Here is a 26,217-nt window from a genome sequence, read left to right on the forward strand (position 1 = left end):
GCTCTTGTTCAGTAGGTAGATTGCATTGCAATCACACTGGCGCCAGCTTCTGCTCAAACACCGAGACGCCATCCAGGTCCCGCAAAATCACCGTCAACTCCGCCGTCTGCCCGTCAATCTGCACCTCGCCAAAAAACTGGAACCCGGCAAACGGCGAGGTGTTCTGCACGGGCGGCGCCTTCTCGAACACCACTTCCGGGCCAAAGGTTTTATCCAGCGGATTAGGCCCGAAACTCCCGGCATTCAGTGGCCCGGCGACAAACTCCCAGAACGGTTCGAAGTCCTGAAACGCCGCCCGATCCGGATGGTAGTGATGGGCCGCGCAGTAATGCACATCCGCCGTGAGCCACACGTGATTACGCACCTGTTGCGCTCGCAAAAACCCGAGCAGTTCGGCGATTTCCAATTCGCGCCCCTGGGCCGGGCCCGGGTCGCCGTTGGCGATCGCTTCCCAGCGTGGCAGGCCGGGGCTGACCTCACCGTCGGGCACGCCGAGGCCAATGGGCATGTCCGCAGCGATGACTTTCCATTGCGCCTGGGAGGCTTTCAATTCGCGCTTGAGCCAGTCCAGTTGCTCACGCCCCAGGAACGGTTTTTCGCCGCCCAGGTTGTCATCGTTCGGCCCGCGATAGCTGCGCATGTCCAACACAAAGACATCCAGCAACGGGCCGTAGCTGAGCTTGCGATAAATCCGCCCGCCCTGGTCGGCGCTTTGCCGGCGCATGGGTGAATATTCCAGCCAGGCCTGGCGCGCACGGCCTACCAACGTGTTGATGTCGCGGGTCTTGTAGCGCTCATCCAATTGCTTGCTCGGCGACCAGTTGTTGATCACTTCGTGGTCGTCCCACTGCCAGATCTGCGGCACTTCGGCATTGAAGCGACGCACGTTTTCGTCCATCAGGTTGTAGCGATAGTTGCCACGGTATTCATTCAGGGTTTCGGCGACTTTGCTTTTGGCTTCGGTGGTGATGTTGCGCCAGATGCGTCCGTCTTCGGTGGTCAGTTGCGCGGGCACCGGGCCGTCGGCGTAAATGGTGTCGCCGCTGTGGATAAAGAAATCCGGCAGGCGCAGGCGCATGGCTTCGTAGATGCGCATGCCGCCGATGTCCGGGTTGATGCCGAAGCCCTGGCCGACGGTGTCGCCGCTCCATACAAAACGGATATCCCGGCGTTGCTGCGGCACGCTGCGCAGGTGGCCAAACCAGGGCTCGCTGGCAACGCCGGTCTGGGCATCTTCGAAGTGCACACGGTAGAAAATCGCCTGGTCGACAGGCAGGCCGGTGAGTTCGACACGGGCGGTGAAGTCGGTGTGGCTGTCGGCCAGGGGCGAGACGAATTTGCGCGGGTTGCTGAACACACTGCGGGTGTCCCACTCCACCACCATCCGCGCCGGGCGGTCGCTGCGGCTCCAGATCATCGCGCGATCGCCCAGCAGGTCGCCGGACTGCACACCGTCGGTGAGTTGCGGGCGATCCTTGACCGAGGCGATCACCGCAGGCGCGAGGCCCGGCAGCAACAGGCCGGCGCCGACGGCTTGCATCACACGGCGGCGACCGAGGTTGAAGTGGGTCATGCAGTTTCCCTCTCGAGCAGCAAAAGGGAAACTTAAGCATGAAGGGATGAACGAGTTATGACACCGGCTTGACCGTCAGCTCGACCACTTCGGGACGCTTGATCAACGCATACACCACAGCGGTCAACAAACTCCCCGCCACAATCGCCAGCAAATACAGCAGCGCATGGTTGATCGCATTCGGGATCAGCATCACAAACAACCCGCCATGGGGCGCCATCAGTTTGCAGCCGAAGTACATCGACAGCGCACCGGTCAGCGCGCCGCCGGCGATGCTCGCCGGAATCACTCGCAGCGGATCCTTGGCGGCAAACGGAATCGCGCCTTCAGAGATAAAGCACATGCCGAGGATCAGCGCGGCCTTGCCGGCTTCGCGCTCGGTCTGGGCGAACTTGCGCCGCGCCAAGAGGGTGGCGATGCCCATGCCAATCGGCGGCACCATGCCGGCGGCCATGGTCGCGGCCATGGGTGCACCGCTTTGCGCCGCCAGCAGGCCGACGGAAAACGCGTAGGCCGCCTTGTTGATCGGGCCACCGAGGTCGACGCACATCATGCCGCCCAGCAAGATGCCCAGCAGCACGGCGTTGGTGGTGCCCATGGTGCTGAGGAAATCCGTGAGCCCGGTGAGCATCTTCGCCACTGGCGGCCCTACCAGGTAAATCATCGCAAGACCCGTGAACAAGCTCGCCAGCAACGGGATGATCAGGATCGGCTTGAGGGCTTCCAGGCTCTGAGGCAAACGGATCGCACGGCTGATGAATTTGACGCAGTAGCCGGCGAGGAAACCGGCAAAAATCCCGCCAATAAAACCCGCGCCCAAGGTGCTGGCCAGCAGGCCGCCGATCATGCCGGGAGCCAAGCCCGGACGGTCGGCAATCGAGTAGGCGATATAACCCGCCAACAGCGGCACCATCAACATGAATGCTTGGTCGCCGACGGTTTTCAGCGCGGCGGCCAGGGTGCCTTTTTCTTCAAAGGCATGAATGCCGAACACAAACGACAGGGCGATCAGCAGACCACCCGCCACCACCATCGGCAGCATGAACGACACGCCGGTGAGCAGGTGTTTGTAGACGCCGGTCTTCTCCGGTTTGGCGGCAGCACCGCTGGCGGCGGATTCCTGCTTGCCTTCGGCCAGCGCCTTGTTGAGGGTCGCCTCGGATTGCTTGAGCGCGATCCCGGTGCCACAGCGGTAGATTTTCTTGCCGGCAAAGCGCTCGGTGGCGACTTCGATATCCGCGGCCAACAGCACCACATCGGCGTCACGAATCGCCTCGGCGCTCAGCGGCGTGCGGGCGCCCACCGAACCCTGGGTTTCCACCTGCAGGTCATACCCGAGGCGCTTGGCGGTTTGCTGCAACGCTTCGGCAGCCATGAAGGTGTGGGCGACGCCGGTCGGGCAAGCGGTGATCGCGACGATACGCGGCATAGTTTTCGGCGGTGCCGCATCAGCCACCTGCACCTGGGCCTCTTCGACCCCGCGACGCAATACCGCGTCCACATCCTGCAGCGCCTGGGCCGGCGTGCTGCGGAATACGCGCTTGCCAACAAAACGCTGCATGTCCACCGGCGTGCTGCTGACTAGCAACACCCACTCGGCGGCTTCAATAGTGGCCGCCGACAATTGGCGTTCCGGGTGTTGCACGTCCACCACTTCGACGCTGGTGCTCCAGCCCTGGCGCTGCGCGGCAGCGTCGAGCAAGCGGGCGCACAGCACACTGGTGACCATGCCATTCGGGCAGGCAGTAACAATGGCTAACTTCATGACCAACCCTCTTATTGTTCTGTCAGCGGGCGCACGTGGACGCCGCTCTGCAAAGTCTCAAGCTGTGCCTCATCGGTGATGCCAAAACCGATTTGCGTAACCGCCATCGCGGCAATGGCGGTGGCGCGGCGCAGGGTTTGCTCCGGCGTATCGCCACTGAGCAAACCGTGAAGCATCCCGGCCAACAGCGAGTCGCCGGCGCCTACGGTACTGGCCACCGTTACCTTGGGTGGCGTGGCGTGCAGCGCCGTTTCCGGGCTGTACCAGCTCACGCCTGCGGCACCGTCGGAGACCACCACATGCTCAACACCTTGCCGATGCAGTTGGCTGACAGCATCCGTGGCATGACCGAGGGCATCGGCCAGTTCTTCGGTATTGGGTTTGACCAACCATGGGCCGGCCTTCAACCCGACGCGCAGCGCTTCGCCGCTGGTGTCCAGGGCGACTTTCAAACCGAGGTTTTTCAGTTGCTGCAGCAGGCCCTGAAACCACTGAGGGGTGATGCCGCGTGGCAGGCTGCCGGCGACCACTACCGCATCGAATTCAAGGCCGATCACCGCCAGTAGTTTCAGCAGTTGAGCTTGCGCCTGCTCACTCACCCACGGCCCCGGTGCATTGATGTCGGTGACCCGGCCATCCTGTTCGGCAATCTTGATATTGCTACGAGTTTCTCCTGGCACGCGAATGAACGCATCGCCAAACCCACGACTAGCGATCAGTGCGTCGAACGCCTGCGGGTTCGCTGCACCGAGAAAACCGCCCACGCTCACCTGATGACCAAGGTCCGCCAGCACCTGCGCGACGTTCACGCCCTTGCCGGCAGCGTGGGTGATCATCGCTTCGCTGCGGTTGACCTCGCCCGGTTCCAGGCGCGCCAGGCGCACCGTCAGGTCCAACGCCGGGTTCAGCGTCAGGCTTAAAATCCTTGCCATTTACACGGCCTCCACAAGCGCACGCACTTCGGCGGGAGAACCCACCGCCAGGGCTTTTTGTGCCAGGCCTTGGGCCTCGCTCAGACTGAATTCACGCACCCGTGCCTTGACCTCGGGGATGCTGCGCGCAGACACACTCAACTCATCCACTCCCAGGCCGATCAGCACCGGAACTGCCAACGGGTCGGCTGCCAGCTCGCCGCACACGCCGACCCATTTGCCATGGGCATGGGCAGCACGCACGGTGATGTCGATCAGTTGCAACACCGCCGGATGCAGGCCGTCAGCCTGGGCCGACAGCGTCGGATGGCCACGGTCGATGGCCAGGGTGTATTGGGTCAGGTCGTTGGTGCCGACGCTGAAGAAGTCCACTTCCTTGGCCAGTACCGGCGCCAGCAACGCGGCCGACGGCACTTCGATCATGATCCCCAGTTGCAGGTCGGCCACCGGGATTTCCAGGCGCAGGCGCTCGGTCATGTCCCGGGCCTGGCGCCACTCGTCCACGCTGCCGACCATGGGGAACATGATGCGCAGTGGACGGTTGTCCGCCGAGCGCAACAGCGCGCGCAATTGCGCTTCCATAATCTGCGGACGTTGCAGGGTCAGGCGGATGCCGCGCACGCCGAGGAAGGGGTTTTCTTCCTTGGCGATCGGCCAGTAAGGCAGCGGTTTGTCACCGCCCACATCAAGGGTGCGCACCACCAGTGGCCGACCGCCGAGGCCGTCGAGCACGCGGCGGTATTCGGCTTCCTGGGTGGCTTCATCCGGCGCCTGTTTGTGGGCCATGAAAATCAGTTCGGTGCGTAACAGACCGATGCCTTCGGCGCCCTGCTCCACTGCGCTGGCAACCCCGGCGCTTTCGCCGATATTGGCGAACACTTCGACGGCATGGCCGTCGCGGGTCAGGGCCGGTTGATGGCGTTGCTCGGCAGCGGCTTGCAGGCGTTGTTCGCGGGTGTCGCGTTCTACGGTAGCGCGCTGCAAGGTGGCGGCGTCGGCATCGACATGCAGGCGACCGCGTTGGCCATCCAGCAGCAACGGCGTGCCCGAGGCCAGCAGCAACACCGCCGGGCCTGCGCCCACCAGCGCGGGAATGCCCAGGGCACGGGCGACGATGGCGCTGTGGGCAGTGGCGCCGCCACGTGCGGTGAGGATGCCGGCGACACGCACCGGGTCCAGGCGCGCGACGTCAGACGGGCCGACTTCGTCCATCACCAGAATGTAGGGTTCGTCGGGCTCCTGGGCGGTTTCGACGCCGCACAGTTGCGCCAGCACGCGGCGGCCAATGTCACGCAAATCGGCTGCACGCTCGGCGAGCAAGGCGTCCTGCAACGACTCCTGCTGTTTGGCGGCGGCCTCGATCACGCTCATCCAGGCGGCTTCGGCACTTTCGCCCTGCTTGAGGCGCGTCTCGACTTCGTCGGTCAGTTCCGGGTCGTCGAGCATCTCCTGGTGGGTGATGAAGATCTCACGGATCGCCTTGGATTTACTGCGTTCGATCAGGCCCTGGATGTCCCGGCGCACGTCGGTCAATGCCGCGTGCAGGCGTTGGCGCTCAATCACCGGCGACTCGCCGCGCAGTGGGTATTCGAAAGGTTGCAGCACCTGGATATGCGCCGGGCCAATCGCAATGCCGGGGGCGGCGGCGATGGCCTGGATCAGGCTGCCGGACGCCGGCGCGCTGAGCACCGGTTCGATGTCGACGACGACCTGCTGGGCGCTTACCGCTGGCAGCGGCTCGACTTCTTCGCCGAGGCCTTCTTCTACCGCCGCCAACAAGGCAGGCAAGGCGTCACCGGCAATGCCCGGTTCAGCGACAAATTCCAGCACCTGGCCACGGCGTGCACCAAGGCTCAGCAACTTGCTCAGGCTTTTTACCGACACCGCGCTGACATCGCCATCGACGATGCGCACACGGATTTCGCCGTCAAAACTTTTTGCCAATTGCGCGAGGATCTTCGCGGGCCGCGCATGCAGGCCATGGGCATTGGCCAGGGCGATGCGCACGCTTGGCCAGTCGGCCGGCAGTTCACCGCCGAGTACTTCCAGTACGGCGCGGCTGCTGGTGGCGCGACCGAGCTCCTGGCCGCGGCCTTCGATGAGCAAGGCGCACAAGCGTTCGAGCAAGGTTTGGTGGGCCTCGCCGAGGCTGGCCAGGCAGAACAGGCCGCTCAATGGCTGGCCCAAGTAACGCATCGGTTTGTCCGGGGTGACAAAAGCCAGGCCCGGGCGCTTCACCGTCTGCTCGCTGTGCAACCACCACAGGCCATCGCCCAGGGGCAACGCGTCGACTTGTTGCAGCACGGCGGCAAAGCCGTTGCTCACGCAATCGGCCTGGCGCAGCAGGCGTGCGCCACGCCACACCAGTTCTTCGAAATCGTCCGCCGACACGCCCAGACCAATCATCTGTGCGTCCAACGCCAGCTCCTGCGGTGCGCCTTGCAGCAGTTTCAGCAAAGCTTCGGCGGAGCTGGCGCGGCGCAGGGCCTGGCCCAGGTCGGTCTCGCCAAGGGCGCGGGTCAGCAGTTGCAGCAGGCGCAGGTGTTCGTCGGATTTGGCGGCAATGCCGATCGCCAGGTAAACGATCTGGCCATCGCCCCAATCCACACCTTCGGGAAATTGCAGCAGGCGCACCCCGGTGGCGAACACCTGGTCGCGGGTTTCGGGGGTGCCGTGGGGAATGGCGATGCCTTGGCCGAGAAAGGTCGAGCCTTGGGCTTCACGCGCTTGCAAGCCACTGAGGTAACCCTCGGCGACCAGGCCATCGGCCACCAGTTTTTCAGCGAGCAGTTGCAAGGCAGCAGACTTATCCACAGCCGTCTGGCCCATGGATATCTGCTCGTGGGTGAGCTCAAGCATGCCGTTCTCCTAGTTAGTGCGGCGTGCGCACTAGGTATTATTTTGAATAAATCAGTGCAAAGGCGTTCGAAAAAATTGACTGAGTGGTCAGTTGGCAGGACCACGCTCGTCGCGATAATCGTAAAAATACGCTTGCTGAAACGTTTAATCTAGAATTTATGGCAGATTACGCGTTAATTTCCCATGATTGAAGAGCCACTCGGCTGTTGAGTTACGACAATGGTCGCCTGCAGTAATCGGTTACGATTGGACAAAGTGTCGGGGCAAGCTCTAAAAAACAAGGAAATCCCGGTTTGAAACTCAGTGATATCGCGCGCATTGCCGGTGTGTCTGTGACCACCGCCAGCTACGTCATCAATGGCAAGGCCGAACAGCAACGGATCAGCAGCGCAACCGTCGAACGGGTGCGCGCCGTGGTTGAACAACATGGCTTTACGCCCAACCCCCAGGCCGCCGGGCTGCGCAGCCGGCATACCCGTACCCTGGGGTTTATCCTGCCGGATCTGGAAAACCCGAGTTACGCACGCATCGCCAAGCTGCTGGAGCAAGGTGCCCGGGCGCGAGGCTATCAACTACTGATCGCCAGTTCCGATGACGACGCCAACAGTGAACGGCAATTGCTGCAATTGTTCCGCGCCCGCCGCTGTGATGCGTTGTTTGTCGCCAGCTGTCTGCCGGCCAATGACGACAGCTACCGCGAGCTGCAAGCCAAGGGTTTGCCGGTGATCGCCATTGACCGGGTGATGGAGTCTACGCAGTTCTGCTCGGTGGTCAGTGATGATCGCCAGGCCTGCCAGCAATTGACCAGCAGCCTGCTGCAACCGCTGCCCAAGCAGATCGTGTTGATCGGCGCGCGGCCAGAGCTGAGCATCAGCCAGGAGCGTGCCGCTGGCTTCAAGGAAGCGCTGAAAGACTTCAATGGTGAAGTGCTGATCGAACAGGGTGAGTCGTTCAGCCGCGATTGTGGCCGACAGCTGATGGAGCAATTGCTGCAAAGCCTGGGGCATTTGCCTGACGCGCTGGTGACGACGTCCTACGTCCTGCTGCAAGGGGTGTTTGATGCGCTGCATGACTTCCCGCTCAAATCCCGCCCGCTGCGTCTGGGGACATTTGGCGACACGCAATTGCTGGATTTCCTGCCGTTGCCGGTGAATGCCATGGCCCAGCAGCATCAATTGATCGCCGACACCGCGCTGCGCCTGGCGCTGGCGGCCATTGAAGAGCAGCACTACGCGCCGGGCGTGCACGCCATCGGCCGCACGTTCAAACAACGGATTCATTCGGAGTAAGCGGTGTGGAGCTGATCGACAGCCACACCCACCTGGACTTCCCGGACTTCGACGCTGATCGCGCTGAAGTCCTGAGCCGCAGTCGCCAGTTGGGCGTGCGCAGGATGGTGGTGCTGGGGGTCTATCAGCAGAATTGGCAACGGCTGTGGGACCTGGTGCAAACCGACGCGGATTTATTCGCCGCCTTCGGCCTGCACCCGGTGTATCTCGACGACCATCGCCCCGCCGACCTGACCGAACTGGGCGACTGGCTGACCCGCCTGAATGGCCACCGGCAACTGTGCGCGGTGGGCGAAATCGGCCTGGATTACTTCCTCGAACAGCTGAACCGCGAACGCCAGCAAAGCCTGTTTGAAGCCCAACTGAAACTAGCGGTGGATTTCCAGCTACCGGCGCTGCTGCATGTGCGCCGCAGCCACGCCGCCGTGATCGCCACCCTCAAGCGCATTCGCCTGCCACGGGGCGGCATCATTCACGCGTTTGCCGGCAGCCAGGAAGAGGCCCGTGAATACATCAAGCTCGGTTTCAAACTCGGCCTGGGCGGCGCGGCGACGTGGCCGCAAGCCCTGCGCATGCACAAAGCGATCGCCCGGCTGCCGCTGGAAGCGGTGGTGCTGGAGACCGATTCGCCGGACATGGCGCCCGTCATGTACGCGGGCCAGCGCAACAGCCCCGAACATCTGCCGGACATCTGTGGCGCCCTGGCGGAGCGCATGGGCATCAGCCCTTCAGCGTTGGCTGAGGCGAGCAGCCGCAATGCCTGCGAGCTGTTCAACTGGTAGGGGTTTTACCTCACGCAATGTCAGCGTCATCCGCTGCCGGTGACGGGCATAACGCAACGTCATGAAGTAGATCAGCACGGCCATCAGCGAGACATTGAGCTGCCCGATCACACTGATCAGCCCTATCCACTCCGCCACCAGCGCCACCAGCAATGCCGCGCTGGTGAGTACGATCATGCTCGGACGCAACAGCCCAAGGTTGTCCAGGGACTTGAACTGCTTCAGCTGCTTGGGGCAACTCGGCTGCACGCCTTTATGGCAATACGAGCAATCAAAAGGCACGTCCATGGCAATGGCATTGAGTTGCCAAGGCTTGAGTTCAAAGGACATATCGCAATGGGTGCAATGCCCTCTAACGCCGACGACTGCGTTGGTCATGACCGAACCTCCGCGAAAATAGGTGAAACAATTCTCACCCATTTTGGCAGTGGAAAAAGATCAACGTCAAAAATGAGACAGGCGCCACGCGCCTCGCGGATTATTCCTACAGCGACGCCTCACACCCGAAAGGCGCCGATCAACTGCTTCAGCTCGATCACTTGCAAGGACAACTGCCGGCTGGCTGCTTCGGTCTGGTGCGCGCCCTGCGCCGCATGCTCACCCGCACGGTTGATCTCGACGATGTTCTGATCGATGTCGTGTGCCACGGCAGTCTGTTGCTCGACGGCAGCGGCAATCTGCTGGTTCTGGTCGACGATCATTCCCACGGCGCCGAGGATATTTTCAAGAGCCTGCTGGACCTTTTCCGACTGCCCTACCGTGCCATTGGCCATCTCGTGGCTGGTACCCATGGCCTTCACTGCTGCGCCGACGCCGCTGTGGAGCTTGGCAATCATCTGCTCGATTTCCTCGGTGGACTGCTGGGTGCGCCGGGCCAGGGTGCGCACCTCATCGGCTACCACGGCGAAACCGCGCCCTTGTTCACCGGCGCGCGCGGCCTCGATGGCGGCGTTCAGCGCCAGTAGGTTGGTCTGTTCGGCGATGCTCTTGATCACATCCAGCACGCGGCTGATGGATTGGCTGTCGATGGCCAACTGGTTGATCACACGCACCGATTGATCGATCTCCGAGGCCAACGCCGCGATGCTACCTTGCTGTGACTGCACCAGGCCGCGACCACTGACGGTTTCCTCGTTGACGCTGTGGGCGCTGCTGACCGCCGCCGCTGCACTGCGGGCGACTTCCTGGGCAGTGGATGACATCTGGTTCATGGCGGTCGCCACTTGCTCGATCTGGCTGCGCTGGCCGGAGACGGCCTGGTTGCTGCTGGCCGAGACCGACTCCACTTGGCCGGCCTGGTGCTCGACCTGGTTGACGGTGTGCCCTACCCGCTCGATCAGGTCATGGATTTTTGCCACGGTGGCGTTGAACACCTGGCCCAAATCCCCCAGTTCGTCGCGGCTTTGGGCGATGAAGGTGACAGTCATGTCACCCGCCGCCACCTTGTCCATCATCGCCCCGAGGTGGCGCAGGGTGGTGCGGGTCGAGGCATAGAACCCGGCGTACAGATAGAAGATCAGCAAAAACACCGAGGCCAGGGCCGCTACCAATCCGATCATGTGCGTGCGGTTTTCTGACAGGCGTTGCTCCAGTTGCTGCTCGAGAAAGGTCAGGGTGGCTTCGTCGAGTTGATAGGTCTTGGCCATCAACGTGCTGACTTCGTCGTAGAAGCCTTGCCATGGGGCGTCGAGGGTTTCGGCCATGACAACCTGCTCTTCGAACAACTCGCTGCCTTGCTTGAGGCTGGCCTTGCTCGCGTCGGCCAGGCTCGCCAACGCGGCGTGGGCAGGTTTGCTGGAGCCGAGGGCGTCCTGCAGTTTCAGGCCGTATTCGGCCTGGAGTTTTTCCAGTTGCTGCAACAATTCATCAAAACGGGTGCTGGAGGACGAGTTGAGAAAGCCCTGGCCCAACGAATAAGCGCCCATTGCCCGGCCTTCGCCCAGGGTTTGGGTGACTTGCGGGGTGACGCTGGTGATCAGTTCGCTGAGTTGGCGCAGGTCGCCTTGTGGATCGCGGCTCAAGCCCGACTGGCTGGCGATGATCTGGCTGAGCATCTGCGCCTTGTTGAGGAGTTTGCCGATCAGCGCGCTTTTGCTCAGCAGCGAGGTTTCCTGTTGCTGGGCCTTGAAGGCGGCGATCATTTCATCGCGCTTGGCTTCGAAGGCGGCGGCTTGCTCGGGGTCGGCGGACAGAGCGTGGAAGCTTTGCAAGCGCTGCAGCAGGCTCTCTTCCAGGGCGACGATCTTGCTTTCAATATCGCCGGCCTTGCCTGACTGGCCGAGGGTTGCGTTGATCTGCACTTGGTTGTTCAGGGTTTCCAGGTCGCGCCGCAGGGCCAGGCTGCTGCCCAGCAGGTCGAGGCTTTGCAGCTCAATGCGGGTGCCCTGGAACTCACGCCAGGAGTCGCGCACCAGGTAATAGTTGGTGGCCAGCATGGGCAACAGGAACAGCACGCTGATAAGGCTGAACTTCATGCCGAAGGTCAGGCGGTTCATGAACGCGACGGCGGGATAGAGCAAGCTCTTCACAGGTGAACTCCCTTTTCTTTTATTTTTATTGAGGGCGCAGGGCGGCGGCAGATAGCCACTATTTGGCGCTCTGTCTGTATAGCTCAATTCGAAAAGGAGGTTTGTAACTTAAGGTTAACGAGGTAGGAGCGAGCTGGCTCGCGAAGAACGTCAACGAGAACGCGCGCTATCTGGACGCGCGCGGTGTCTTGGCGTTTTTCGCGAGCAAGCTCGCTCCTACAGAGGGGTGTGGATCAGGGCAGCACGGTCCAGATGGCGAAGCCGGCATACCACAGCACGGCGGCGCGCAGCAGCAGTTCCCAGATTCGATCGAGGCTGTTGATACCTTCGGCGCCCACCACCGGCGGCGGTATTTCAGCGGCCACCAGGCCCACTTTTTCTACCAGTTGTGCCGCGCTGATGTCCCAGCTCAGCAGCTCATGCAACATCACCCGGCCAACCGCCACGAAGTTGCCTACCAAGGCAAAACTTGCCGCCAGCAGGCGCACGGGCAACCAGTCGAATGCATGGCGCAATTGCCCCGCACGCTCGGCCACCAGTGGGTTCTTGCTGTTCTCGGTCGCCAGCGCCAGCAGCCGGTAGGCCAAGGCGGCCACTGGCCCGAGGAGGAAGTACCAGAAAATCACCGCAAAGAAGCTTTGGTAAGCCTGCCACAACAGATGGCCCTGGACCCGCTCCAGCAGTTGCTCGCCACTGTCAGCGCTGATGCTCAAGTCACGCTCGGCCACATGCTCGGCCGCTTGCAGGTCACCCCGGCGCCAGGCATCACGAAACGGTCCCAACCCGGCCAATAGATCGCCACGGCCCAGGCTGTAGATCACCACCAGCAGATGCACCGGCAGCGCCAACAGGCCATAAGCCACTGGTTCCAGCACCAGCAGCAACAGCGCGAGCAAAGCCACCGGCAGCAGCACCAGCAGCGCGAGGATCAGCCACGGCCGTTTGCCCAGGCTGGCGCTCGCTTCCAGCTTGGCCAGCTCCCGCAGCCAACCCCCATCACGTTGTACACGCTGGCGCAGGGCCGAGAATTTCTCGATCCATACCGCCAACACCAACACCAGAAAACTCATTGTGCGTGTCCTCCATCCTGCAAGGCGCTGCGAAAGCGCGCCCAATCAAAAGCGGGTCCGGGATCGGTCTTGCGTCCCGGGGCGATATCGCTATGGCCACAAATGCGCTGGCGGGTAATGCCCGGGTACGCCGCCAACAACTGGCGCGTCAGGGCAATCAGGGATTGATACTGGGCATCGGTGAAAGGCAGGTCATCGGTACCTTCCAGCTCGATTCCCAGGGAAAAGTCGTTACAGGTTTCACGGCCCTCGAAGCTCGATACGCCGGCATGCCAAGCCCTGTCCAGGCACGAAACAAATTGCGTCACCGCGCCATCACGCTCAATCAGAAAATGCGCAGAAACCCGTAGGTCGGCAATACCTTCAAAGTAGGGATGTTCCGTGACATCCAGACGGTTCTGGAAAAATTCATGCACCTTGCCGGTGGCGAATTGCGCCGGTGGCAGGCTGATGTTGTGCACCACCAACAGGGAAATCTCGCCACCAGGGCGCTCGTTGAAGTTGGGTGAAGGGCAATGACGAATGCCCTGGCACCAACCGCTGGCGGGGTCCAACTGCATACAGGTTCCTTGAACGAGGCTCGAGTGACTCAGTATGCCGCGTTCCGCTATCCGGTTGCGATCACTTGGCGCGATGAAGTTGGCGCAGGTTGCCAATCACCGAGGCCAGTGCGCGGTCGAACAGCAACGCATCATCGAGGGTTCGCACCGCGCCGCGCTTGAACTCCAATGCCAGTTCTACCGGGCTTTTTTCCAATACCTTGAGGCCGGTGCGGTTGACAAAAATACAGGTATTGGCCGGCGCAATAATCGCCGTCAGCTTGCAGCGCAGGGTGTTTTCAGGGTCTTCCTGGAATTCGACCCAGCAACCGACTCGCAGTTGGCGAACCTTGAGCAGGTCGGGGTCATCGTCCGGCAGGCTCACCGAAACGGCCAGTGCGGCGGGACTGAGGACGAATGCCTCGCGCACCTCAACTTGCGACAACGAAGACTTTCCGTCGGCATTGCCCCGGAAAGACAGGACATGCAGCGTCTGCAATTGCGTGAAAAATTCCCGCGTGATGAAAGGATCAAACGCGGCGCCGCTCAACCCGTCCCGCAGCGCCTTGAGCAATTCAGGCAACTGCTCCAGCAAGTGCCGCCCCGCTTCGGTGTCTTCACTCAGGCCGACACTCCAGATCAACTCATCCATGGTGCGCAACCCGGCCGCCCATTGTGGGGAGTGTTCGCCGTGCTTCAGGCAGGCCAACAACAGTACCTGGCTCCAGGCCTGCTGCAGGAACTGCACCACGAACTCGGGCAAGACTTTGCCCAACAGCCGCAGATTGAGGGCCTCGGCCACCCGCTGGCGGGCGATTTCGGTACGGGCCCGTCCTTCTTCCGCGTCACGGGTGCGTTGCTCCAGTAACTCGCTGCGGCGCCGCTCGTCATGGGTAAACGCGGTGAACTCTGCCAGCAACTGGGAAAAAATCGCCGGGTCATCGACAAAATCGTTCAGCAAGCGCTGCACTACCTGCTCGATGTGCACGTACAAGCTGTCGCGCTGATAATCGTCGCGCCGGCTCCAGCCCATGGCTGCCGCAGCGATTTCATTGAGCAGGCGTCGCGCTGGGTGGTTGGCGTGACTGAAAAAACTCTTGTCGAGCACCGCCACTTTCAACATCGGAATCTGCAGGCGGGCGATCAGGGCCTTGAGGGACTCAGGCACCGTGCTGTCATCGAGAATGAACTCGAAGAGCATGGCGATCAGGTTGATTACGTCCTCGTCGGCGTCCTCGACCACCCGTGACTTGCCGCTCTTTACGCTGACCCGGGTCAGCAATTGTTCAAGCTGGTTGCGCAGGTCGAAATCATCCTCGACCTCGGGCGCAGGCACGTATTGCTGCAAATGGGAGAGCAGGCGCAGCAAGTCACGGGTGGAGATTGGCTGGGTCTCGGCGCTGGCTTCAAGGGTGGGGGCCACACTGCCGCGCACCGCAGTCAGCAATTCCTGCAACGCCGCGAAGACTTCCTGCCCGCTATCGTCTGCGGGATGGCCGGTAGTCGGTGGGGTGTCCTCAGGCAAATCGGCGGTGGCGACCGCACGCCGCGATGGCACCGCCTTGAGTTCGGGCAATACGCCGGTGGCGATCAGCAACTGGTTGGCTTCGCCGTACAACAAGTCGGCGTCACTGAGGACGTATTTTTCAAACAGTTTGAGGATGATCAGCTTGACCCGAATCTCCACGCCAAGGCTGCGTCCCGCTTGCAGAAAGAACGCGCAGAGCATTGCCGGGCCCAGGGGGTTATCGCGATCATCCAGGCGTTTGTCGAGCAAGGCGTTCAGGCGTGCCGTCAACTGCGCAAGGGCCAGGCCATCACGGCGCAGCACCTTGCCCAGCATGGCCTCGAGGGCGACGGCTTTTTCCAGCTCGTCGCTTGAGGCGCCGGGCACCGCCGCGTAGGACACCACCGGAATCAGTTGCAGCTCACCGCGCTCCACGTTGCCAAGATTGGCAAACGCCTCGTAGAGCTGCTCCATGAAGCCGCGCTCGAAATTCTTGCGCTTGAGGCGCAAGTCGCGCATGGCTTCAAAGAAAATACCGTGGTCGACGTTACTGCGGGACTTGTCGGCCATTTCGAACAGGGTGTCGTCGGCGTTATCGAACAGCTCCTGCAATCCTTGCCTGAGTTGCTGCGCCGCCTTGTCACGGACCTGGAGCAACACCACCGGCAGGCGGGCGAGCGGCGATGGCGTCGCCCGTGCCGTATTGATCGGCACCACCTTCCCGTCTTTGTGCATCCTGGCCTCCTGAAACGGCGGTATTCGATTTTGTGAAAGATCGGACGGCGACGGGGCAAAGTACCCCGGAGCACTGCGAAAATCGGGCTATCACTGTAACGTCAAAGCTATGACGCCAATTGCAAGGCGCGAGATTATCTTGCAAATGGAGGTTGTTGCGCCAGCAAACTCTGTGATCGCTGTGTAAATGAGCACCTCAAGCCGCGCCAGTGGCGCCTGTCGTCTTGGGTTCGGGCCCGCCCTGCCCCTATAATCCAGGCACTTTGTTTGTGGAGCCTGTTATGCCCAATCTTCGTCTAGCCGACCTGACCGCTGAAATCGAAGCCAACGTGCGTCGCGCACTGCTGGAAGACATCGGCAGCGGCGATATCACCGCGCAGCTGATCCCGGCCGAACGCCTGGCCAAGGCCACGATCATCACCAGGGATGCCGCCGTTATCAGCGGCACGGCTTGGGTGGAGGCGGTGTTTCGCCAGTTGGACCCGCGTGTCGCGGTGCATTGGCAGGTGCGTGACGGCGAACGTGTCAGCCCGAACCAGGTGCTGTTTCACCTCGAAGGGCCAGCCCGTTCGCTACTCAGTGGTGAGCGTTGCGCGCTGAATTTCCTGCAATTGCTGTCAGGCGTTGCCACTCGAGCTCAATACCTGGCGGACTTTGTCGCGTCCACCCAGGTCAAGCTGCTGGATACCCGCAAGACCCTGCCCGGCCTGCGCCTGGCGCAAAAATATGCAGTGACCTGCGGCGGTTGCCACAACCACCGCATCGGCCTGTATGACGCGTTCCTGATCAAGGAAAACCATATCGCGGCCTGCGGTGGCATTGCCCAGGCCATCAGCGCCGCCCACAAGATCGCCCCGGGCAAGCCGGTGGAAATCGAAGTGGAAAGCCTGGAAGAACTGCGCGAAGCACTGGCGGCGGGCGCCGACATCATCATGCTGGATGAGCTGAGCCTGGATGACATGCGCGAAGCGGTGCGCCTGAACGGCGGCAAAGCCAAGCTGGAAGCCAGTGGCGGGATTAACGAAAGCACCTTGCTGCCCATCGCTGAAACCGGCGTGGACTACATCTCCATCGGGGCGATGACCAAGGATGTGAAGGCGGTGGATTTGTCGATGCGGCTTAGTCTCTGAAACGCCCCTAAATGTAAGCGCAAGCTTTTGTGGCGAGGGAGCTTGCTCCCGCTGGGTTGCGAAGCGACCCCAAAAAACTTGGGAGCGCTGCGCACTCCAGCGGGAGCAAGCTCCCTCGCCACAGTAAACTCGTGTCAGATCGCGAGATTATTCATCCCGCAATACTCGTTCCAGTCCACACCCAGCACCTCGGCAGCCTCCTTGTGCAAAGCCAGGCGTGCCGCCTCGAACTCTTCCGGGGTGGTGGTGTACTTCAGGGTCAGTTCCCACGGCTGCAGGCCCTGGGCCTCGGCCTCATCTTCAAATGACCATTGGATCTGGTCCCTTTGATCATCGGCGCTCAGGTCCTTGATCTCATCCAGCAGTTCCGGCGACTCCGCAACGTACTTTTTGAGGGCTGCTTCGTGCCGCGCTTCCTGGGTCATTTCTTGTATGGTCATGTCGTTCTCTTAGATCGAGGAATGGGGATGCATCTGGGTCATCAAGGTTGCGCAGATACAAAAGAACAGGCATGAATACCGGTTCGTCTGGCCTTCAGAACCATTCTGGGATCATCTGAAAACTGTGTTGCCTTTTTGCCCGAGACAGGAATCGAACCTGCGACCTTCGCGTTACGAGTGCGCTGCTCTACCGGCTGAGCTACACGGGCGGTGGGCTAAAGCTAGCACTGCCTTGGGCGTCCGGCAACTCACTGCTTTTCGAGGGCAATCACACCTTGCACCCAAAAGCGCGGCTGCAGGTGACCGTTACTCAGGCCCATGTAGTGCTCGCTACGCGCCGTGAGGCCAGGCACATCACGAATCGCGACGAACACCAACAAGCCGACGGCCACGACACTCGCCATCATCCACATTTTGTAAAGCAATGGCGCCGGGGCGACCGGTGGAGTTCGCCACACATGCAATGCCATCAGCCACCCGGCCACCAACGCCAGCCAGAGTTGCGAAACCGGCATCACGATCACGCCATCCACCATGGCCTGGGTCAGTGCACCGACCAGCGACGCAAACAGGCACAGACGCAGCAGGTCCACGGGCGTCCACGACAACCCACGATCGCGTAACACACCGATGGTTGCCCACCCTGCCCACGTAACCAACACGATCACACCTAGCGTTGACGGCACGCCCCACTCGCTGGCCCATTGCAGAATCGCCTGATGAGGGTGAGCAGCAATGTCGTTGGCGATGTCGGCAAAATGCATCGGCCCGAAACCCAGCCAAGGACGCTCAAGAATCATGTTCCAGGCCTGCGACCAGATAGGCCCACGCCCGGACAAACTGGTGGTCAGACGGTCTGCAGCGGCGTTGGAAATTTCAATCCCCAGGTACTTTGCCAGCACGCTGAACACCAGCCAGTACAGCAACAACCCGCCGGCCAGTGCCGCCAACTGCCAGGCCACCCAGCGGCGACCATGCTGCCCCAAAAACACCAGTACGAAGCCCGCAATACCCATACCGAGCCACGTGCCGCGGGTACCACCACTGATCGCGATCAGCCACCAGATACAGAGCAGTGCAAACACCGCGCCCCGCGCTGGACGAGCGACGCTTGAAAGCAGCAAGGGAAGTGCCAGCAGTGGCAGGGTGAAGGTCTGGAACTGCCCGTAGAAGCGCTTGTTGGAAAATCCGGACAACAGCAAATCGGGGTTTACGACCGTTTCACCGCTGGTAAAGGCGAGGATGCCAGCGTGCAGATATTGAGCACTTTTAAACAGGCACAACAACAATACGAACAGGATCAGTACGCGATCCAGGGACTCGTCCCCATTGCGCCTGACTTGGCTGAAAGCAACCGCAATGGCGCCACAACCGATGAGCAGCGCCAGCTCCGTAAACGCCCAGAGTGGCTGATGGGCCAACAGGGCCGAAACCAGCCCCGCTACCCCAATCAGCGACACCCCGAGCGCTGTCGGTCTATCAACGCATCGCCCGGCCTGCGGCAAGCACAGCCCATACAACACCGCACATATCGCCACCGTTATCTGCACCACACGTTGCCAGTCATGACTACTGAACGGCGCGCAGATAGCCAGCGTCAGCAGACACATGACCACGATGAGGAATATGTTTCCCCGCTGCTGAACAGACAACGTCATCGGCACCCTCTACTTCCTTGTGGCAGGTATGGAGCGGTTTACGCACACGCTCGATTGTTGCGTAAACAGTAGCCGACCTTCGGATCAGGCGCCGCCGGAAGTACAACCCTTGGCAGCGTATTGGTCTTCTGCCGTGGTGGTGCACTTCCAGCCAGTCGTGGCACTGCGGGTCAAGGTGATGATTTTGCCCAGGACCGGCGCGGGTGCATCGAGGATTTCACAGGCAATTGTGCCTGCGCCGGTGGCAATGTCGCCGGTCACGTCAATCCTGCAGTTGGCCGTTGGACTGGTCCCGCCAATCAACGCCAGGGTTGGTGGCGTGCCCTGGTTAAGCGTGTCCTCAAAGCCGGCCTTCAATGCGGAGACCTCGGCCAGCCCAGCGGTGAACTTGGCCTTGGCCTGGTGCTTGGTGTACATGGGCAGGCCGATGGTGGCCAAAATGCCGATGATTGCCACGACGATCAACAATTCGATCAAGGTAAAACCTTTCTGACGCATCACATTCACTCTCCAGAATAAAACCTATCGCGAGGCGCTTCCTGCACCCCGCTCGGCAACCGCGCCAGTGTACTCACCCCTGCGCGGCCAATGCTGAACAAGACGCACAAACTGACATTTTTTCGTTCAAGGCGACCCTGCCCGAATCCGTCACCTGACTAAGCTATAAATCTTCCACTGTCTGTGTGCGGAACTGCGAAATGAATGATGTTTCAGCGATCTATGCCTGGGAAGGCATCAACCGCAAAGGGCGCAAGGTCTCGGGAGAAACCAGCGGTCACAACCCTGCACTGGTCAAAGCACTGTTGCGCCAGCAAGGCATCAACCCTGGCCGCGTACGCAAAAAATCTACGGGCTGCCCGAGTCTCGCTCCGTCGGTCAAACCCGCAGAAGTTGCCCTCTTCACCCGTCAGTTGGCGACGCTGTTAAAGGCCGGCATCGCGCTTGTGCAAGCACTGGATATCATCGCCGAAGGCTTCGACAACCGGCATATGCGCAGCCTCGTACGAAGCTTGAAACAGGAGATCGCCGCCGGCAGCAGCCTGTCTGTCGCCTTGCAGAAACAGCCACGCTACTTCGATGAGCTGTACTGCAACCTGATTGCGGCGGGGGAGCAGGCGGGCGCGCTCGAAGCGCTGCTGGAACGAGTTGCCACCCACCTGGAAAAAAGCGAGCAACTAAAAGCCAGAATCAAGAAGGCGATGACCTATCCCATGACGGTGCTGGCCGTCGCCACCCTTGTCAGTGCGATCTTGCTGATCCACGTTGTGCCACAGTTCCAGGGCCTGTTTGCCGGTGTCGATGCACAGCTGCCGGGTTTTACCTTGGCGGTCATCCGTCTGTCGGAGTTCATGCAACACAACTGGTGGGTACTGATTTTGGCCGCGGGCACCGGTTTCGCAGGACTGCGCAAAGCCTATCGCTCGTCCACAGGTTTTCGCCACTGGCTCGATGCCAGTTTGTTGAAAGCACCGGTGGCAGGCACACTGCTGAAAAAATCGGCGGTAGCGCGCTACGCCCGCACACTCTCAACCACCTTTGCGGCTGGCGTACCCCTGGTGCAAGCATTGGACTCCGTGGCCGGCGCTACGGGTAATGGACTGTTCAAACAGGCAATCAATCGTATGCGGCACGATGTATCAACCGGAACCCAATTGAATGAATCCATGGCCGTAAGCGGCCTGTTTCCAGGCATGGCGATCCAGATGACCGCGATCGGCGAGGAGTCGGGCACCCTCGACACCATGCTGGAAAAAGTCGCCAACCACTACGAGGCCGACGTCGATAACCTGGTGGACAACCTCACCAGCCTGATGGAACCGCTGATCATGGTGGTACTCGGGGGCATCGTCGGGGCATTGGTGCTCGCCATGTACCTGCCGATCTTTCAACTCGGTACCGCCTTTTGAGCACGTCACTGACTGAGATCCTTGTTTATCAGCCATGGGTATTTGTATCAGGCGCATTGCTGCTGGGCTTGATTGTCGGCAGCTTTATCAACGTGCTGGTATGGCGCCTGCCGAAGATGCTGGAGCGTGAATGGCGAGCCCAGGCCCATGAAGTCCTTGGCCTTCCCGCCGAGCCCATCGCGGCGCCCTATAACTTGATGCGCCCCAACTCCTGTTGCCCACACTGCAACCACCCGATTCGCCCCTGGGAGAATATTCCGCTGCTCAGTTACCTCCTGCTCAGAGGGCGCTGCTCAAGTTGCCATTCACCTATCGGCGCGCGTTACCCCTTCACCGAGTTGGCGTGCGGGCTGATCTCGGCGGTTGTCGCCTGGAATTTCGGTTTCGGCTGGGCAGCCGGCGCGGTGATGGTGTTGAGTTGGGGCTTGCTGGCGATGAGCCTGATCGACGTAGACCATCAACTGCTGCCAGATGCACTGGTGCTGCCGTTGCTGTGGCTGGGCCTGATCCTCAACAGCTTTGGCGTTTTTGTGTCATTGCCCGATGCGCTGTGGGGCGCGGTAGCCGGCTACATGAGCCTGTGGTCGGTGTTCTGGCTGTTCAAGCTGATCACCGGCAAGGACGGGATGGGTTACGGTGATTTCAAGCTACTGGCAATGCTCGGCGCCTGGGGCGGCTGGCAGATCTTGCCGATGACGCTGCTGCTGTCGTCCCTGGTGGGCGTGATGGGTGGCCTGATTCTATTGCACCTGCGCAAAGCCCAAGTGTCGGTTCCAATGCCTTTTGGTCCGTATCTGGCAATTGCCGGCTGGATTGCATTGCTCTGGGGTGGTCAAATAACCGACTTCTATTTGCAGTCTGTCGGTTTCAGATGACCACTCCTGTTGCAACACCCTGGATTCTTGGCCTCACTGGCGGCATCGGCAGTGGCAAAAGCGCGGCAGCCGAACACTTCGTACGGCTAGGCGTGGACCTGATTGACGCCGACCACGCTGCGCGTTGGGTAGTCGAACCCGGGCGCCCGGCCCTTGCGCAAATTGCCGAGCATTTCGGTGCAAGCGTGCTGCAGCCTGACGGGCAGTTGGACCGTGGGGCGCTGCGCAAGCTGATCTTCGAAGTGCCCGAGGAACGCCTCTGGCTGGAAGCGTTGCTGCACCCGCTGATCGCCGAGGAGATTCGCAGCCATCTGGCGCGTGCCAAATCGCCTTACGCAATTCTGGTGTCGCCGTTACTGATCGAGTCCGGCCAGTACACCATGACCCAGCGGGTGCTGGTGATCGACGTGCCGCAATCGTTGCAGATTCAGCGTACCCTGCAGCGCGATGGCATCAGCGAAGCGCAGGTGCAGGCGATTCTCAAGGCCCAGGCCACCCGTGAAGACCGCCTGCGCCATGCCGATGACGTGCTGGTCAATGACCAGGACCTGGCCCGGCTGCATGCCGAGGTCGAGCGACTGCACCACTTTTACCTTACTTTGCGTGGAGGCCGATCATGAGCCAACCCTTGACCGTCGAATGCCCAACCTGCGGCGCACCCGTGGAATGGAAAGCGGAAAACCCCAACCGCCCGTTCTGCTCGGACCGTTGCAAACTGATCGACCTGGGCGCCTGGGCGTCGGAAGAACACAAGATCCCGGTCAGCCCGGACGCCGAGGACGAACTGTTCTCAGAAGACTTTCAGCCCAAACACTAAGGCCGCATAAAGCCATAGTCCTGCTGGTCGTCGAGATTCTCTGCGAGGTATTGCAGCTCGTCGGCCAGGTCTTCAAAACTGCGCACGCCCTTGCTCTGCTGCACCACCGCACTGAGCATGGCGCGCAGGGTCAAGCCCGGGTCAAAGCCGATTTCCTGCGCCGCGTCCTGGCTTCTGCGTAACTCCTGCCGTGCCCATTCGTACACACTCATGATTCCGTGCTCCTGGAAATTTTGCAGAGCATGAGACCACTCGCGTGTGCGGGATTTGACCTGGATCAAGGCCCTGTATCGTCATCCTTCCAGGGCGCCGAGAGGTAGCGGGTACGGTTGAACGTCTCCAGCCACTCCGGACAAAACACCACCAGGGCGCTGATCACCATGCCGTTGATAAAGGCCTCGGGAAAAATGATCAGCCACAGGTACCCGACGAAATCCTCGATCCACTCCGGCATCGCGAAACGACCGTCGAACCACAACAAGCCCAGGCCCACCAGCAGGCACATCAAGGCCGACAGCGCTGCTGCGAAAAAGCCCGAACAGAAGATATACACAAAGGGATTACGTGGCTTCGCCCGCTCCACCAGCAGCGCACAGCCTTCAGTGACCAGTACCGGCAACACGACCAGCAGCATGCCGTTGATGCCCACGGCCGCCAGGTCCTGGCGACCGAGCAATACCAGGCCGAGCTGTGCGGCAAACCCGCCGACGATCGCCAGGGGCCAATCAAGCAGCAAGGTCACGGCGGTCATGCCGATGAAGTGGTAGGACACCCCTGTATCGAAATCCCGACGTACCAACCACAACATGAACAGCGCGAACACCGTGCCAAACAGCAAATGCTGGCGCCGCCGGTCGGCAAACAGCTCGACCCACGGCGAACGCAGGAGCGCCCACATCACCACCGGCGCATACAGCAACCAGCCGATGCTGAGGGTTTCCGGCGCCAGCACCGCGGCACTGATCACGGCTGCACCTGCTCCAGGGCCTGGCGCAGTTCAGCGGCGGAGTCGTACTCGTGCTGCGCCACCAACTTCCCGTGATCCAGTTGCAGCCACAGCACTTTATCCACAGGTGCCGGATAGCGCGGGGTTACACGGGCATCACGGTCGAGCATGACGCGATAGTTGTAGGCCTGCATGGCCGGCACCGCGAACATCTTCGCAATCAGCCGGGGCATTAGCTGGATATCGGCGAGAAACACCGCATGCCGTGCCTCCAGATAACCCTTGGGCTGGCCTTGCAGCGCCGCGTCGACGATTTTGGCGGCGTCCATGCTGCGAGCGACCAGCAAGGTCTGCGCCTGGTCATCCAGGGTGTAGGCCTGGTCGAACTGGTCAAGCAAGGTCCAGGGTGCAACACGCTCACCCACTTCGACGGCTTGGGCCCACACGGGCAAAAGACTCAAGAACAGCACCACAAAAAACTTCACTGCGTACTCCTCATGCCACGGGAAACTATCGAGTGGCCAGTCTACACCGACCTTTTGACGCGGGACTTCCTGCGGTCATCATTTGGACGCTAAGCTGGTGGCATGGATGACTCAGATTATTTGCGCCTGCTCACCGTAGCGGCCGAACAAGCCAACGCGTTCCTGTCCAATGCCCGCAAATGGGAGCGTGAGCGTTGGGTCTGCCAGCGCCTGTTGCAAGGCTTGAACGTGCCCTACCGCGCCGAAGAGTTCCATGCTGCCGGGCAGGAGCCGCCGGATGTGTTGTTTCGCGACGCCAGTTTCGAGGTGTTTTTCGTTCTCGACGAAGGCCGGCGCCTGAACGATGAGTGGCGCGACGAACTGTTGCGGCGGCGCAGCGCGTTCTCCCTGAGCCAGTTGGTTCGGCGAGAAGCCAAGCCTCGGCGCATTCCCGCCCACGAATTCCTGCTACGCCTGGCGCCGACCCTACGCAAGAAGGCCCACAACTATAAAGAACGCGGGATGGACCTGGGGGAGCTCGACCTCATCGCCTTCGCCAGCCTCAAGCGCGAAGTACTCGACCTCAACAGTCATTTCCCGCCGCCCACCGAGTACCTGCGCCAGGGCTGGCGTTCGCTGTCCCTGGTGGGCCCGACGTTTGCCCGCGTATTGTTCGCGCATCCGGACGCGCCGGACTTCTTGCGCAACAATCTGGGCCGCAGCATAGTGTTTGATGTGGGCATCAGCCTGTGATCGGGTCAACGACTATGCTTCTGTCAATGCCGCCAATCACCCGACTGTAACGTGGCGCCCTTTAGCAACGTCTACCTGACGAGGCCTTTATGACCAGCCGCCTGAACCCCGACGACCAACAGCATGTCGAAGAGTACCTGCAACTGTCCCAGAACCAAGTCGAGCGCAAGCCTTTCCGGCCCTGGCTGCTCCTTGCCGTGGTGGTGGTTGCCGTGATCGGCCTGGGTTTGCTGAGCCGCCTTCTGAGTTACCTGACGCTATGAGCTGCCTTGCGCTCGCTCGGGTAACTGCATCGATTTCTTTTAGCCTTGCGAGATATCCCCATGACCCATCGTATTATTATCGTCGGCGGCGGCGCCGGCGGCCTGGAGTTGGCTACCCGCCTGGGTAAGACTCTGGGCAAGCGCGGCACCGCCAGCATCACGCTGGTGGACGCCAACCTCACCCACATCTGGAAACCCCTGCTCCACGAAGTGGCGGCGGGCTCGCTGAACTCTTCGGAAGACGAACTCAATTATGTTGCCCAGGCAAAATGGAACCACTTCGAGTTCCAGCTGGGGCGCATGAGCGGGCTTGATCGCGAGCAGAAAAAAATCCAGCTGGCCGCCACCCTCGACGAAGAAGGCCGTGAACTGGTGCCCGCGCGCGTGCTGGACTACGACAGCCTGGTGATCGCCGTCGGCAGCACCACCAATGACTTCGGCACCGAGGGCGCAGCGCAACACTGCCTGTTCCTCGACACCCGCAAACAGGCCGAGCGCTTCCATCAGCAGTTGCTCAACCACTATCTGCGCGCCCACGCCGGACAGACGGACGTGGTAGAGCAGATCAGCGTCGCCATCGTCGGCGCCGGTGCCACGGGGGTCGAGCTGGCCGCCGAACTGCATAACGCCGCGCACGAACTCGCTGCCTATGGCCTGGACAAGATCAAGCCGGAAAACATGCACATCACCCTGATCGAAGCCGGCCCACGGGTGTTGCCTGCCCTGCCGGAGCGTATTGGCGGGCCTGTGCATAAAACCCTGGAAAAACTCGGAGTGACGGTACTGACCAACTCCGCCGTGAGTGAAGTGACGGCCGATGCCCTTATCACCAGCAGCGGCCAGGTGATTCCGGCCAGCCTGAAGGTCTGGGCTGCAGGGATTCGCGCGCCAGGGTTCCTCAAGGACATTGATGGCCTGGAAACCAACCGTATCAACCAACTGCAAGTGCTGCCGACCCTGCAAACCACCCGTGACGAGAATATTTTCGCCTTTGGTGACTGCGCGGCCTGCCCGCAACCCGGCACCGACCGCAATGTGCCGCCACGGGCCCAAGCGGCTCACCAGCAGGCGTCGTTGCTGGCCAAGTCGCTGAAGCTGCGGATCGAGGGCAAGGACCTGCCGTCGTATAAGTACACCGACTACGGCTCGCTGATTTCGCTGTCGCGTTTTTCGGCTGTGGGTAACTTGATGGGTAACCTGACGGGCAGCGTGATGCTGGAAGGATGGCTGGCGCGGATGTTTTATGTGTCGCTGTACCGCATGCACCAGATGGCGCTGTATGGCTTCTTCCGCACGGCGATGCTGATGCTGGGGAGCAAGATTGGGCGAGGCACTGAGCCGCGCCTGAAACTGCACTGACAGCACGTTCCCGGATAGAACTCGAT

The 26,217-nt window shown here is 61.2% G+C and carries 25 protein-coding genes, 1 tRNA gene and 1 pseudogene; 10 read left to right on the plus strand and 17 right to left on the minus strand.

From position 1 onward, the window contains the following. Positions 1-31: 31 nt before the first annotated feature. Genes SNL23_RS17230 through ptsP form a run of 4 tightly spaced genes read right to left on the minus strand, consistent with a single transcriptional unit; the run spans position 32 to position 7,129 of the window. Entirely contained in the window at positions 32-1,573 is a 1,542-nt protein-coding gene (locus SNL23_RS17230; protein ID WP_318302900.1) for an alkaline phosphatase D family protein, read from the minus strand. A 55-nt stretch (positions 1,574-1,628) separates the two neighbouring features. Beyond that, positions 1,629-3,338, minus strand: coding sequence for a PTS fructose-like transporter subunit IIB (locus tag SNL23_RS17235; protein WP_318302901.1), 1,710 nt, complete (start codon positions 3,336-3,338; stop codon positions 1,629-1,631). Positions 3,339-3,349: 11 nt separating this feature from the next. Next, on the minus strand, positions 3,350-4,270 hold the full coding sequence (pfkB, locus tag SNL23_RS17240) for a 1-phosphofructokinase (protein ID WP_318302902.1): 921 nt from the start codon (positions 4,268-4,270) through the stop codon (positions 3,350-3,352). Beyond that, a complete protein-coding gene (gene ptsP / locus SNL23_RS17245) occupies positions 4,271-7,129 on the minus strand; it encodes a phosphoenolpyruvate--protein phosphotransferase (protein ID WP_318302903.1) in 2,859 nt (952 codons plus the stop codon). 293 nt (positions 7,130-7,422) lie between these two features. Between ptsP and cra the strand changes: the two genes are divergently transcribed. Both cra and SNL23_RS17255 read left to right on the plus strand, forming a co-directional pair. Next, a complete protein-coding gene (gene cra / locus SNL23_RS17250; protein WP_167665259.1) occupies positions 7,423-8,418 on the plus strand; it encodes a catabolite repressor/activator in 996 nt (331 codons plus the stop codon). Positions 8,419-8,423: 5 nt separating this feature from the next. Then, complete coding sequence (locus tag SNL23_RS17255) at positions 8,424-9,200, plus strand: TatD family hydrolase (protein WP_167665258.1); 777 nt, start codon at positions 8,424-8,426, stop codon at positions 9,198-9,200. On the opposite strand, the gene SNL23_RS17260 is transcribed toward SNL23_RS17255, so the two are convergent. The 6 genes and pseudogenes from SNL23_RS17260 to SNL23_RS17280 form a co-directional block, all read right to left on the minus strand. Next, positions 9,147-9,578: a hypothetical protein gene (locus SNL23_RS17260; RefSeq protein ID WP_256670902.1), complete on the minus strand. Its 432-nt coding sequence runs from the start codon at positions 9,576-9,578 to the stop codon at positions 9,147-9,149. The genes SNL23_RS17255 and SNL23_RS17260 overlap by 54 nt on opposite strands. A 119-nt stretch (positions 9,579-9,697) precedes the next feature. After that, positions 9,698-10,627, minus strand: coding sequence for a methyl-accepting chemotaxis protein (locus SNL23_RS31580; protein WP_412104230.1), 930 nt, complete (start codon positions 10,625-10,627; stop codon positions 9,698-9,700). Further along, positions 10,604-11,695, minus strand: a pseudogene (locus SNL23_RS31585) (methyl-accepting chemotaxis protein); the annotation flags it as partial. The pseudogene SNL23_RS31585 and the gene SNL23_RS31580, both read right to left, overlap by 24 nt. Before the next feature lie 266 nt (positions 11,696-11,961). Beyond that, a complete protein-coding gene (ampE, locus tag SNL23_RS17270) occupies positions 11,962-12,798 on the minus strand; it encodes a regulatory signaling modulator protein AmpE (RefSeq protein ID WP_318302904.1) in 837 nt (278 codons plus the stop codon). Then, complete coding sequence (gene ampD, locus SNL23_RS17275) at positions 12,795-13,358, minus strand: 1,6-anhydro-N-acetylmuramyl-L-alanine amidase AmpD (protein ID WP_076016488.1); 564 nt, start codon at positions 13,356-13,358, stop codon at positions 12,795-12,797. Before ampD ends, ampE begins: the two co-directional genes overlap by 4 nt. Positions 13,359-13,419: 61 nt before the next feature. Beyond that, a complete protein-coding gene (locus SNL23_RS17280) occupies positions 13,420-15,579 on the minus strand; it encodes a DUF1631 domain-containing protein (protein WP_318302905.1) in 2,160 nt (719 codons plus the stop codon). A 281-nt stretch (positions 15,580-15,860) separates the two neighbouring features. Here SNL23_RS17280 and nadC point away from each other — a divergent pair, with 281 nt between their 5' ends. Further along, positions 15,861-16,709, plus strand: coding sequence for a carboxylating nicotinate-nucleotide diphosphorylase (nadC, locus tag SNL23_RS17285; protein ID WP_010175009.1), 849 nt, complete (start codon positions 15,861-15,863; stop codon positions 16,707-16,709). Positions 16,710-16,843: 134 nt separating this feature from the next. Here nadC and SNL23_RS17290 read toward each other — a convergent pair whose 3' ends face one another. The 4 genes from SNL23_RS17290 to SNL23_RS17305 all read right to left on the minus strand — a co-directional run bounded on the left by SNL23_RS17290 (position 16,844) and on the right by SNL23_RS17305 (position 19,305). Then, positions 16,844-17,149: a DUF6388 family protein gene (locus SNL23_RS17290; RefSeq protein ID WP_076016485.1), complete on the minus strand. Its 306-nt coding sequence runs from the start codon at positions 17,147-17,149 to the stop codon at positions 16,844-16,846. A gap of 136 nt (positions 17,150-17,285) precedes the next feature. Beyond that, positions 17,286-17,358, minus strand: a tRNA-Thr gene (locus SNL23_RS17295). 39 nt (positions 17,359-17,397) lie between these two features. After that, a complete protein-coding gene (locus SNL23_RS17300; protein ID WP_318302907.1) occupies positions 17,398-18,807 on the minus strand; it encodes an O-antigen ligase family protein in 1,410 nt (469 codons plus the stop codon). 84 nt (positions 18,808-18,891) lie between these two features. Further along, complete coding sequence (locus SNL23_RS17305) at positions 18,892-19,305, minus strand: pilin (RefSeq protein ID WP_318302908.1); 414 nt, start codon at positions 19,303-19,305, stop codon at positions 18,892-18,894. Between the two features lie 200 nt (positions 19,306-19,505). Here SNL23_RS17305 and SNL23_RS17310 point away from each other — a divergent pair, with 200 nt between their 5' ends. The 4 genes from SNL23_RS17310 to yacG are packed head-to-tail and all read left to right on the plus strand — an operon-like array spanning position 19,506 to position 22,406. Further along, complete coding sequence (locus SNL23_RS17310; protein WP_318302910.1) at positions 19,506-20,714, plus strand: type II secretion system F family protein; 1,209 nt, start codon at positions 19,506-19,508, stop codon at positions 20,712-20,714. Beyond that, positions 20,711-21,589 (plus strand): prepilin peptidase, encoded by an 879-nt coding sequence (locus SNL23_RS17315; protein WP_412104228.1) that lies wholly within the window; start codon positions 20,711-20,713, stop codon positions 21,587-21,589. The genes SNL23_RS17310 and SNL23_RS17315 overlap by 4 nt, the downstream gene beginning before the upstream one ends. Continuing rightward, on the plus strand, positions 21,586-22,209 hold the full coding sequence (coaE, locus tag SNL23_RS17320) for a dephospho-CoA kinase (RefSeq protein WP_076016481.1): 624 nt from the start codon (positions 21,586-21,588) through the stop codon (positions 22,207-22,209). Before SNL23_RS17315 ends, coaE begins: the two co-directional genes overlap by 4 nt. Then, on the plus strand, positions 22,206-22,406 hold the full coding sequence (gene yacG / locus SNL23_RS17325; protein ID WP_063027056.1) for a DNA gyrase inhibitor YacG: 201 nt from the start codon (positions 22,206-22,208) through the stop codon (positions 22,404-22,406). The genes coaE and yacG overlap by 4 nt, the downstream gene beginning before the upstream one ends. Here the strand turns inward: yacG and SNL23_RS17330 are convergent. The 3 genes from SNL23_RS17330 to SNL23_RS17340 all read right to left on the minus strand — a co-directional run bounded on the left by SNL23_RS17330 (position 22,403) and on the right by SNL23_RS17340 (position 23,837). Beyond that, complete coding sequence (locus SNL23_RS17330) at positions 22,403-22,618, minus strand: hypothetical protein (protein ID WP_003215917.1); 216 nt, start codon at positions 22,616-22,618, stop codon at positions 22,403-22,405. The genes yacG and SNL23_RS17330 overlap by 4 nt on opposite strands. 65 nt (positions 22,619-22,683) lie before the next feature. Continuing rightward, positions 22,684-23,373 (minus strand): energy-coupling factor ABC transporter permease, encoded by a 690-nt coding sequence (locus SNL23_RS17335; RefSeq protein WP_076016480.1) that lies wholly within the window; start codon positions 23,371-23,373, stop codon positions 22,684-22,686. Next, a complete protein-coding gene (locus tag SNL23_RS17340; protein ID WP_167665252.1) occupies positions 23,370-23,837 on the minus strand; it encodes an FAD/FMN-containing dehydrogenase in 468 nt (155 codons plus the stop codon). Before SNL23_RS17340 ends, SNL23_RS17335 begins: the two co-directional genes overlap by 4 nt. Positions 23,838-23,939: 102 nt before the next feature. On the opposite strand from SNL23_RS17340, the gene SNL23_RS17345 reads away from it, so the two are divergent. The 3 genes from SNL23_RS17345 (at position 23,940) to SNL23_RS17355 (ending at position 26,191) form a co-directional block, all read left to right on the plus strand. Beyond that, positions 23,940-24,569: a DUF1780 domain-containing protein gene (locus SNL23_RS17345; protein ID WP_008437312.1), complete on the plus strand. Its 630-nt coding sequence runs from the start codon at positions 23,940-23,942 to the stop codon at positions 24,567-24,569. A gap of 89 nt (positions 24,570-24,658) precedes the next feature. Then, the gene (locus SNL23_RS17350) at positions 24,659-24,832 is read left to right on the plus strand and encodes a DUF3094 family protein (RefSeq protein WP_076016477.1); all 174 of its coding nucleotides are present in this window, start codon (positions 24,659-24,661) and stop codon (positions 24,830-24,832) included. 60 nt (positions 24,833-24,892) lie between these two features. Beyond that, positions 24,893-26,191: an NAD(P)/FAD-dependent oxidoreductase gene (locus SNL23_RS17355; RefSeq protein ID WP_167665251.1), complete on the plus strand. Its 1,299-nt coding sequence runs from the start codon at positions 24,893-24,895 to the stop codon at positions 26,189-26,191. Positions 26,192-26,217: the final 26 nt, after the last annotated feature.

The sequence above is a fragment of the Pseudomonas sp. SED1 genome (assembly GCF_034044025.1).
In the GTDB taxonomy this organism is placed as follows: Bacteria; Pseudomonadota; Gammaproteobacteria; order Pseudomonadales; family Pseudomonadaceae; genus Aquipseudomonas.

Excerpts from the sequence above, each read along its gene's own strand:
- SNL23_RS17230 (WP_318302900.1), bottom strand. The coding sequence starts at position 1,573 with ATGACCCACTTCAACCTCGGTCGCCGCCGTGTGATGCAAGCCGTCGGC.
- SNL23_RS17235 (WP_318302901.1), bottom strand. The coding sequence starts at position 3,338 with ATGAAGTTAGCCATTGTTACTGCCTGCCCGAATGGCATGGTCACCAGT.
- pfkB (WP_318302902.1), bottom strand. The coding sequence starts at position 4,270 with ATGGCAAGGATTTTAAGCCTGACGCTGAACCCGGCGTTGGACCTGACG.
- ptsP (WP_318302903.1), bottom strand. The coding sequence starts at position 7,129 with ATGCTTGAGCTCACCCACGAGCAGATATCCATGGGCCAGACGGCTGTG.
- SNL23_RS17260 (WP_256670902.1), bottom strand. The coding sequence starts at position 9,578 with ATGACCAACGCAGTCGTCGGCGTTAGAGGGCATTGCACCCATTGCGAT.
- SNL23_RS31580 (WP_412104230.1), bottom strand. The coding sequence starts at position 10,627 with ATGACTGTCACCTTCATCGCCCAAAGCCGCGACGAACTGGGGGATTTG.
- ampE (WP_318302904.1), bottom strand. The coding sequence starts at position 12,798 with ATGAGTTTTCTGGTGTTGGTGTTGGCGGTATGGATCGAGAAATTCTCG.
- ampD (WP_076016488.1), bottom strand. The coding sequence starts at position 13,358 with ATGCAGTTGGACCCCGCCAGCGGTTGGTGCCAGGGCATTCGTCATTGC.
- SNL23_RS17280 (WP_318302905.1), bottom strand. The coding sequence starts at position 15,579 with ATGCACAAAGACGGGAAGGTGGTGCCGATCAATACGGCACGGGCGACG.
- nadC (WP_010175009.1), top strand. The coding sequence starts at position 15,861 with ATGCCCAATCTTCGTCTAGCCGACCTGACCGCTGAAATCGAAGCCAAC.
- SNL23_RS17290 (WP_076016485.1), bottom strand. The coding sequence starts at position 17,149 with ATGACCATACAAGAAATGACCCAGGAAGCGCGGCACGAAGCAGCCCTC.
- SNL23_RS17300 (WP_318302907.1), bottom strand. The coding sequence starts at position 18,807 with ATGACGTTGTCTGTTCAGCAGCGGGGAAACATATTCCTCATCGTGGTC.
- SNL23_RS17305 (WP_318302908.1), bottom strand. The coding sequence starts at position 19,305 with ATGCGTCAGAAAGGTTTTACCTTGATCGAATTGTTGATCGTCGTGGCA.
- SNL23_RS17310 (WP_318302910.1), top strand. The coding sequence starts at position 19,506 with ATGAATGATGTTTCAGCGATCTATGCCTGGGAAGGCATCAACCGCAAA.
- coaE (WP_076016481.1), top strand. The coding sequence starts at position 21,586 with ATGACCACTCCTGTTGCAACACCCTGGATTCTTGGCCTCACTGGCGGC.
- yacG (WP_063027056.1), top strand. The coding sequence starts at position 22,206 with ATGAGCCAACCCTTGACCGTCGAATGCCCAACCTGCGGCGCACCCGTG.
- SNL23_RS17330 (WP_003215917.1), bottom strand. The coding sequence starts at position 22,618 with ATGAGTGTGTACGAATGGGCACGGCAGGAGTTACGCAGAAGCCAGGAC.
- SNL23_RS17345 (WP_008437312.1), top strand. The coding sequence starts at position 23,940 with ATGGATGACTCAGATTATTTGCGCCTGCTCACCGTAGCGGCCGAACAA.
- SNL23_RS17350 (WP_076016477.1), top strand. The coding sequence starts at position 24,659 with ATGACCAGCCGCCTGAACCCCGACGACCAACAGCATGTCGAAGAGTAC.
- SNL23_RS17355 (WP_167665251.1), top strand. The coding sequence starts at position 24,893 with ATGACCCATCGTATTATTATCGTCGGCGGCGGCGCCGGCGGCCTGGAG.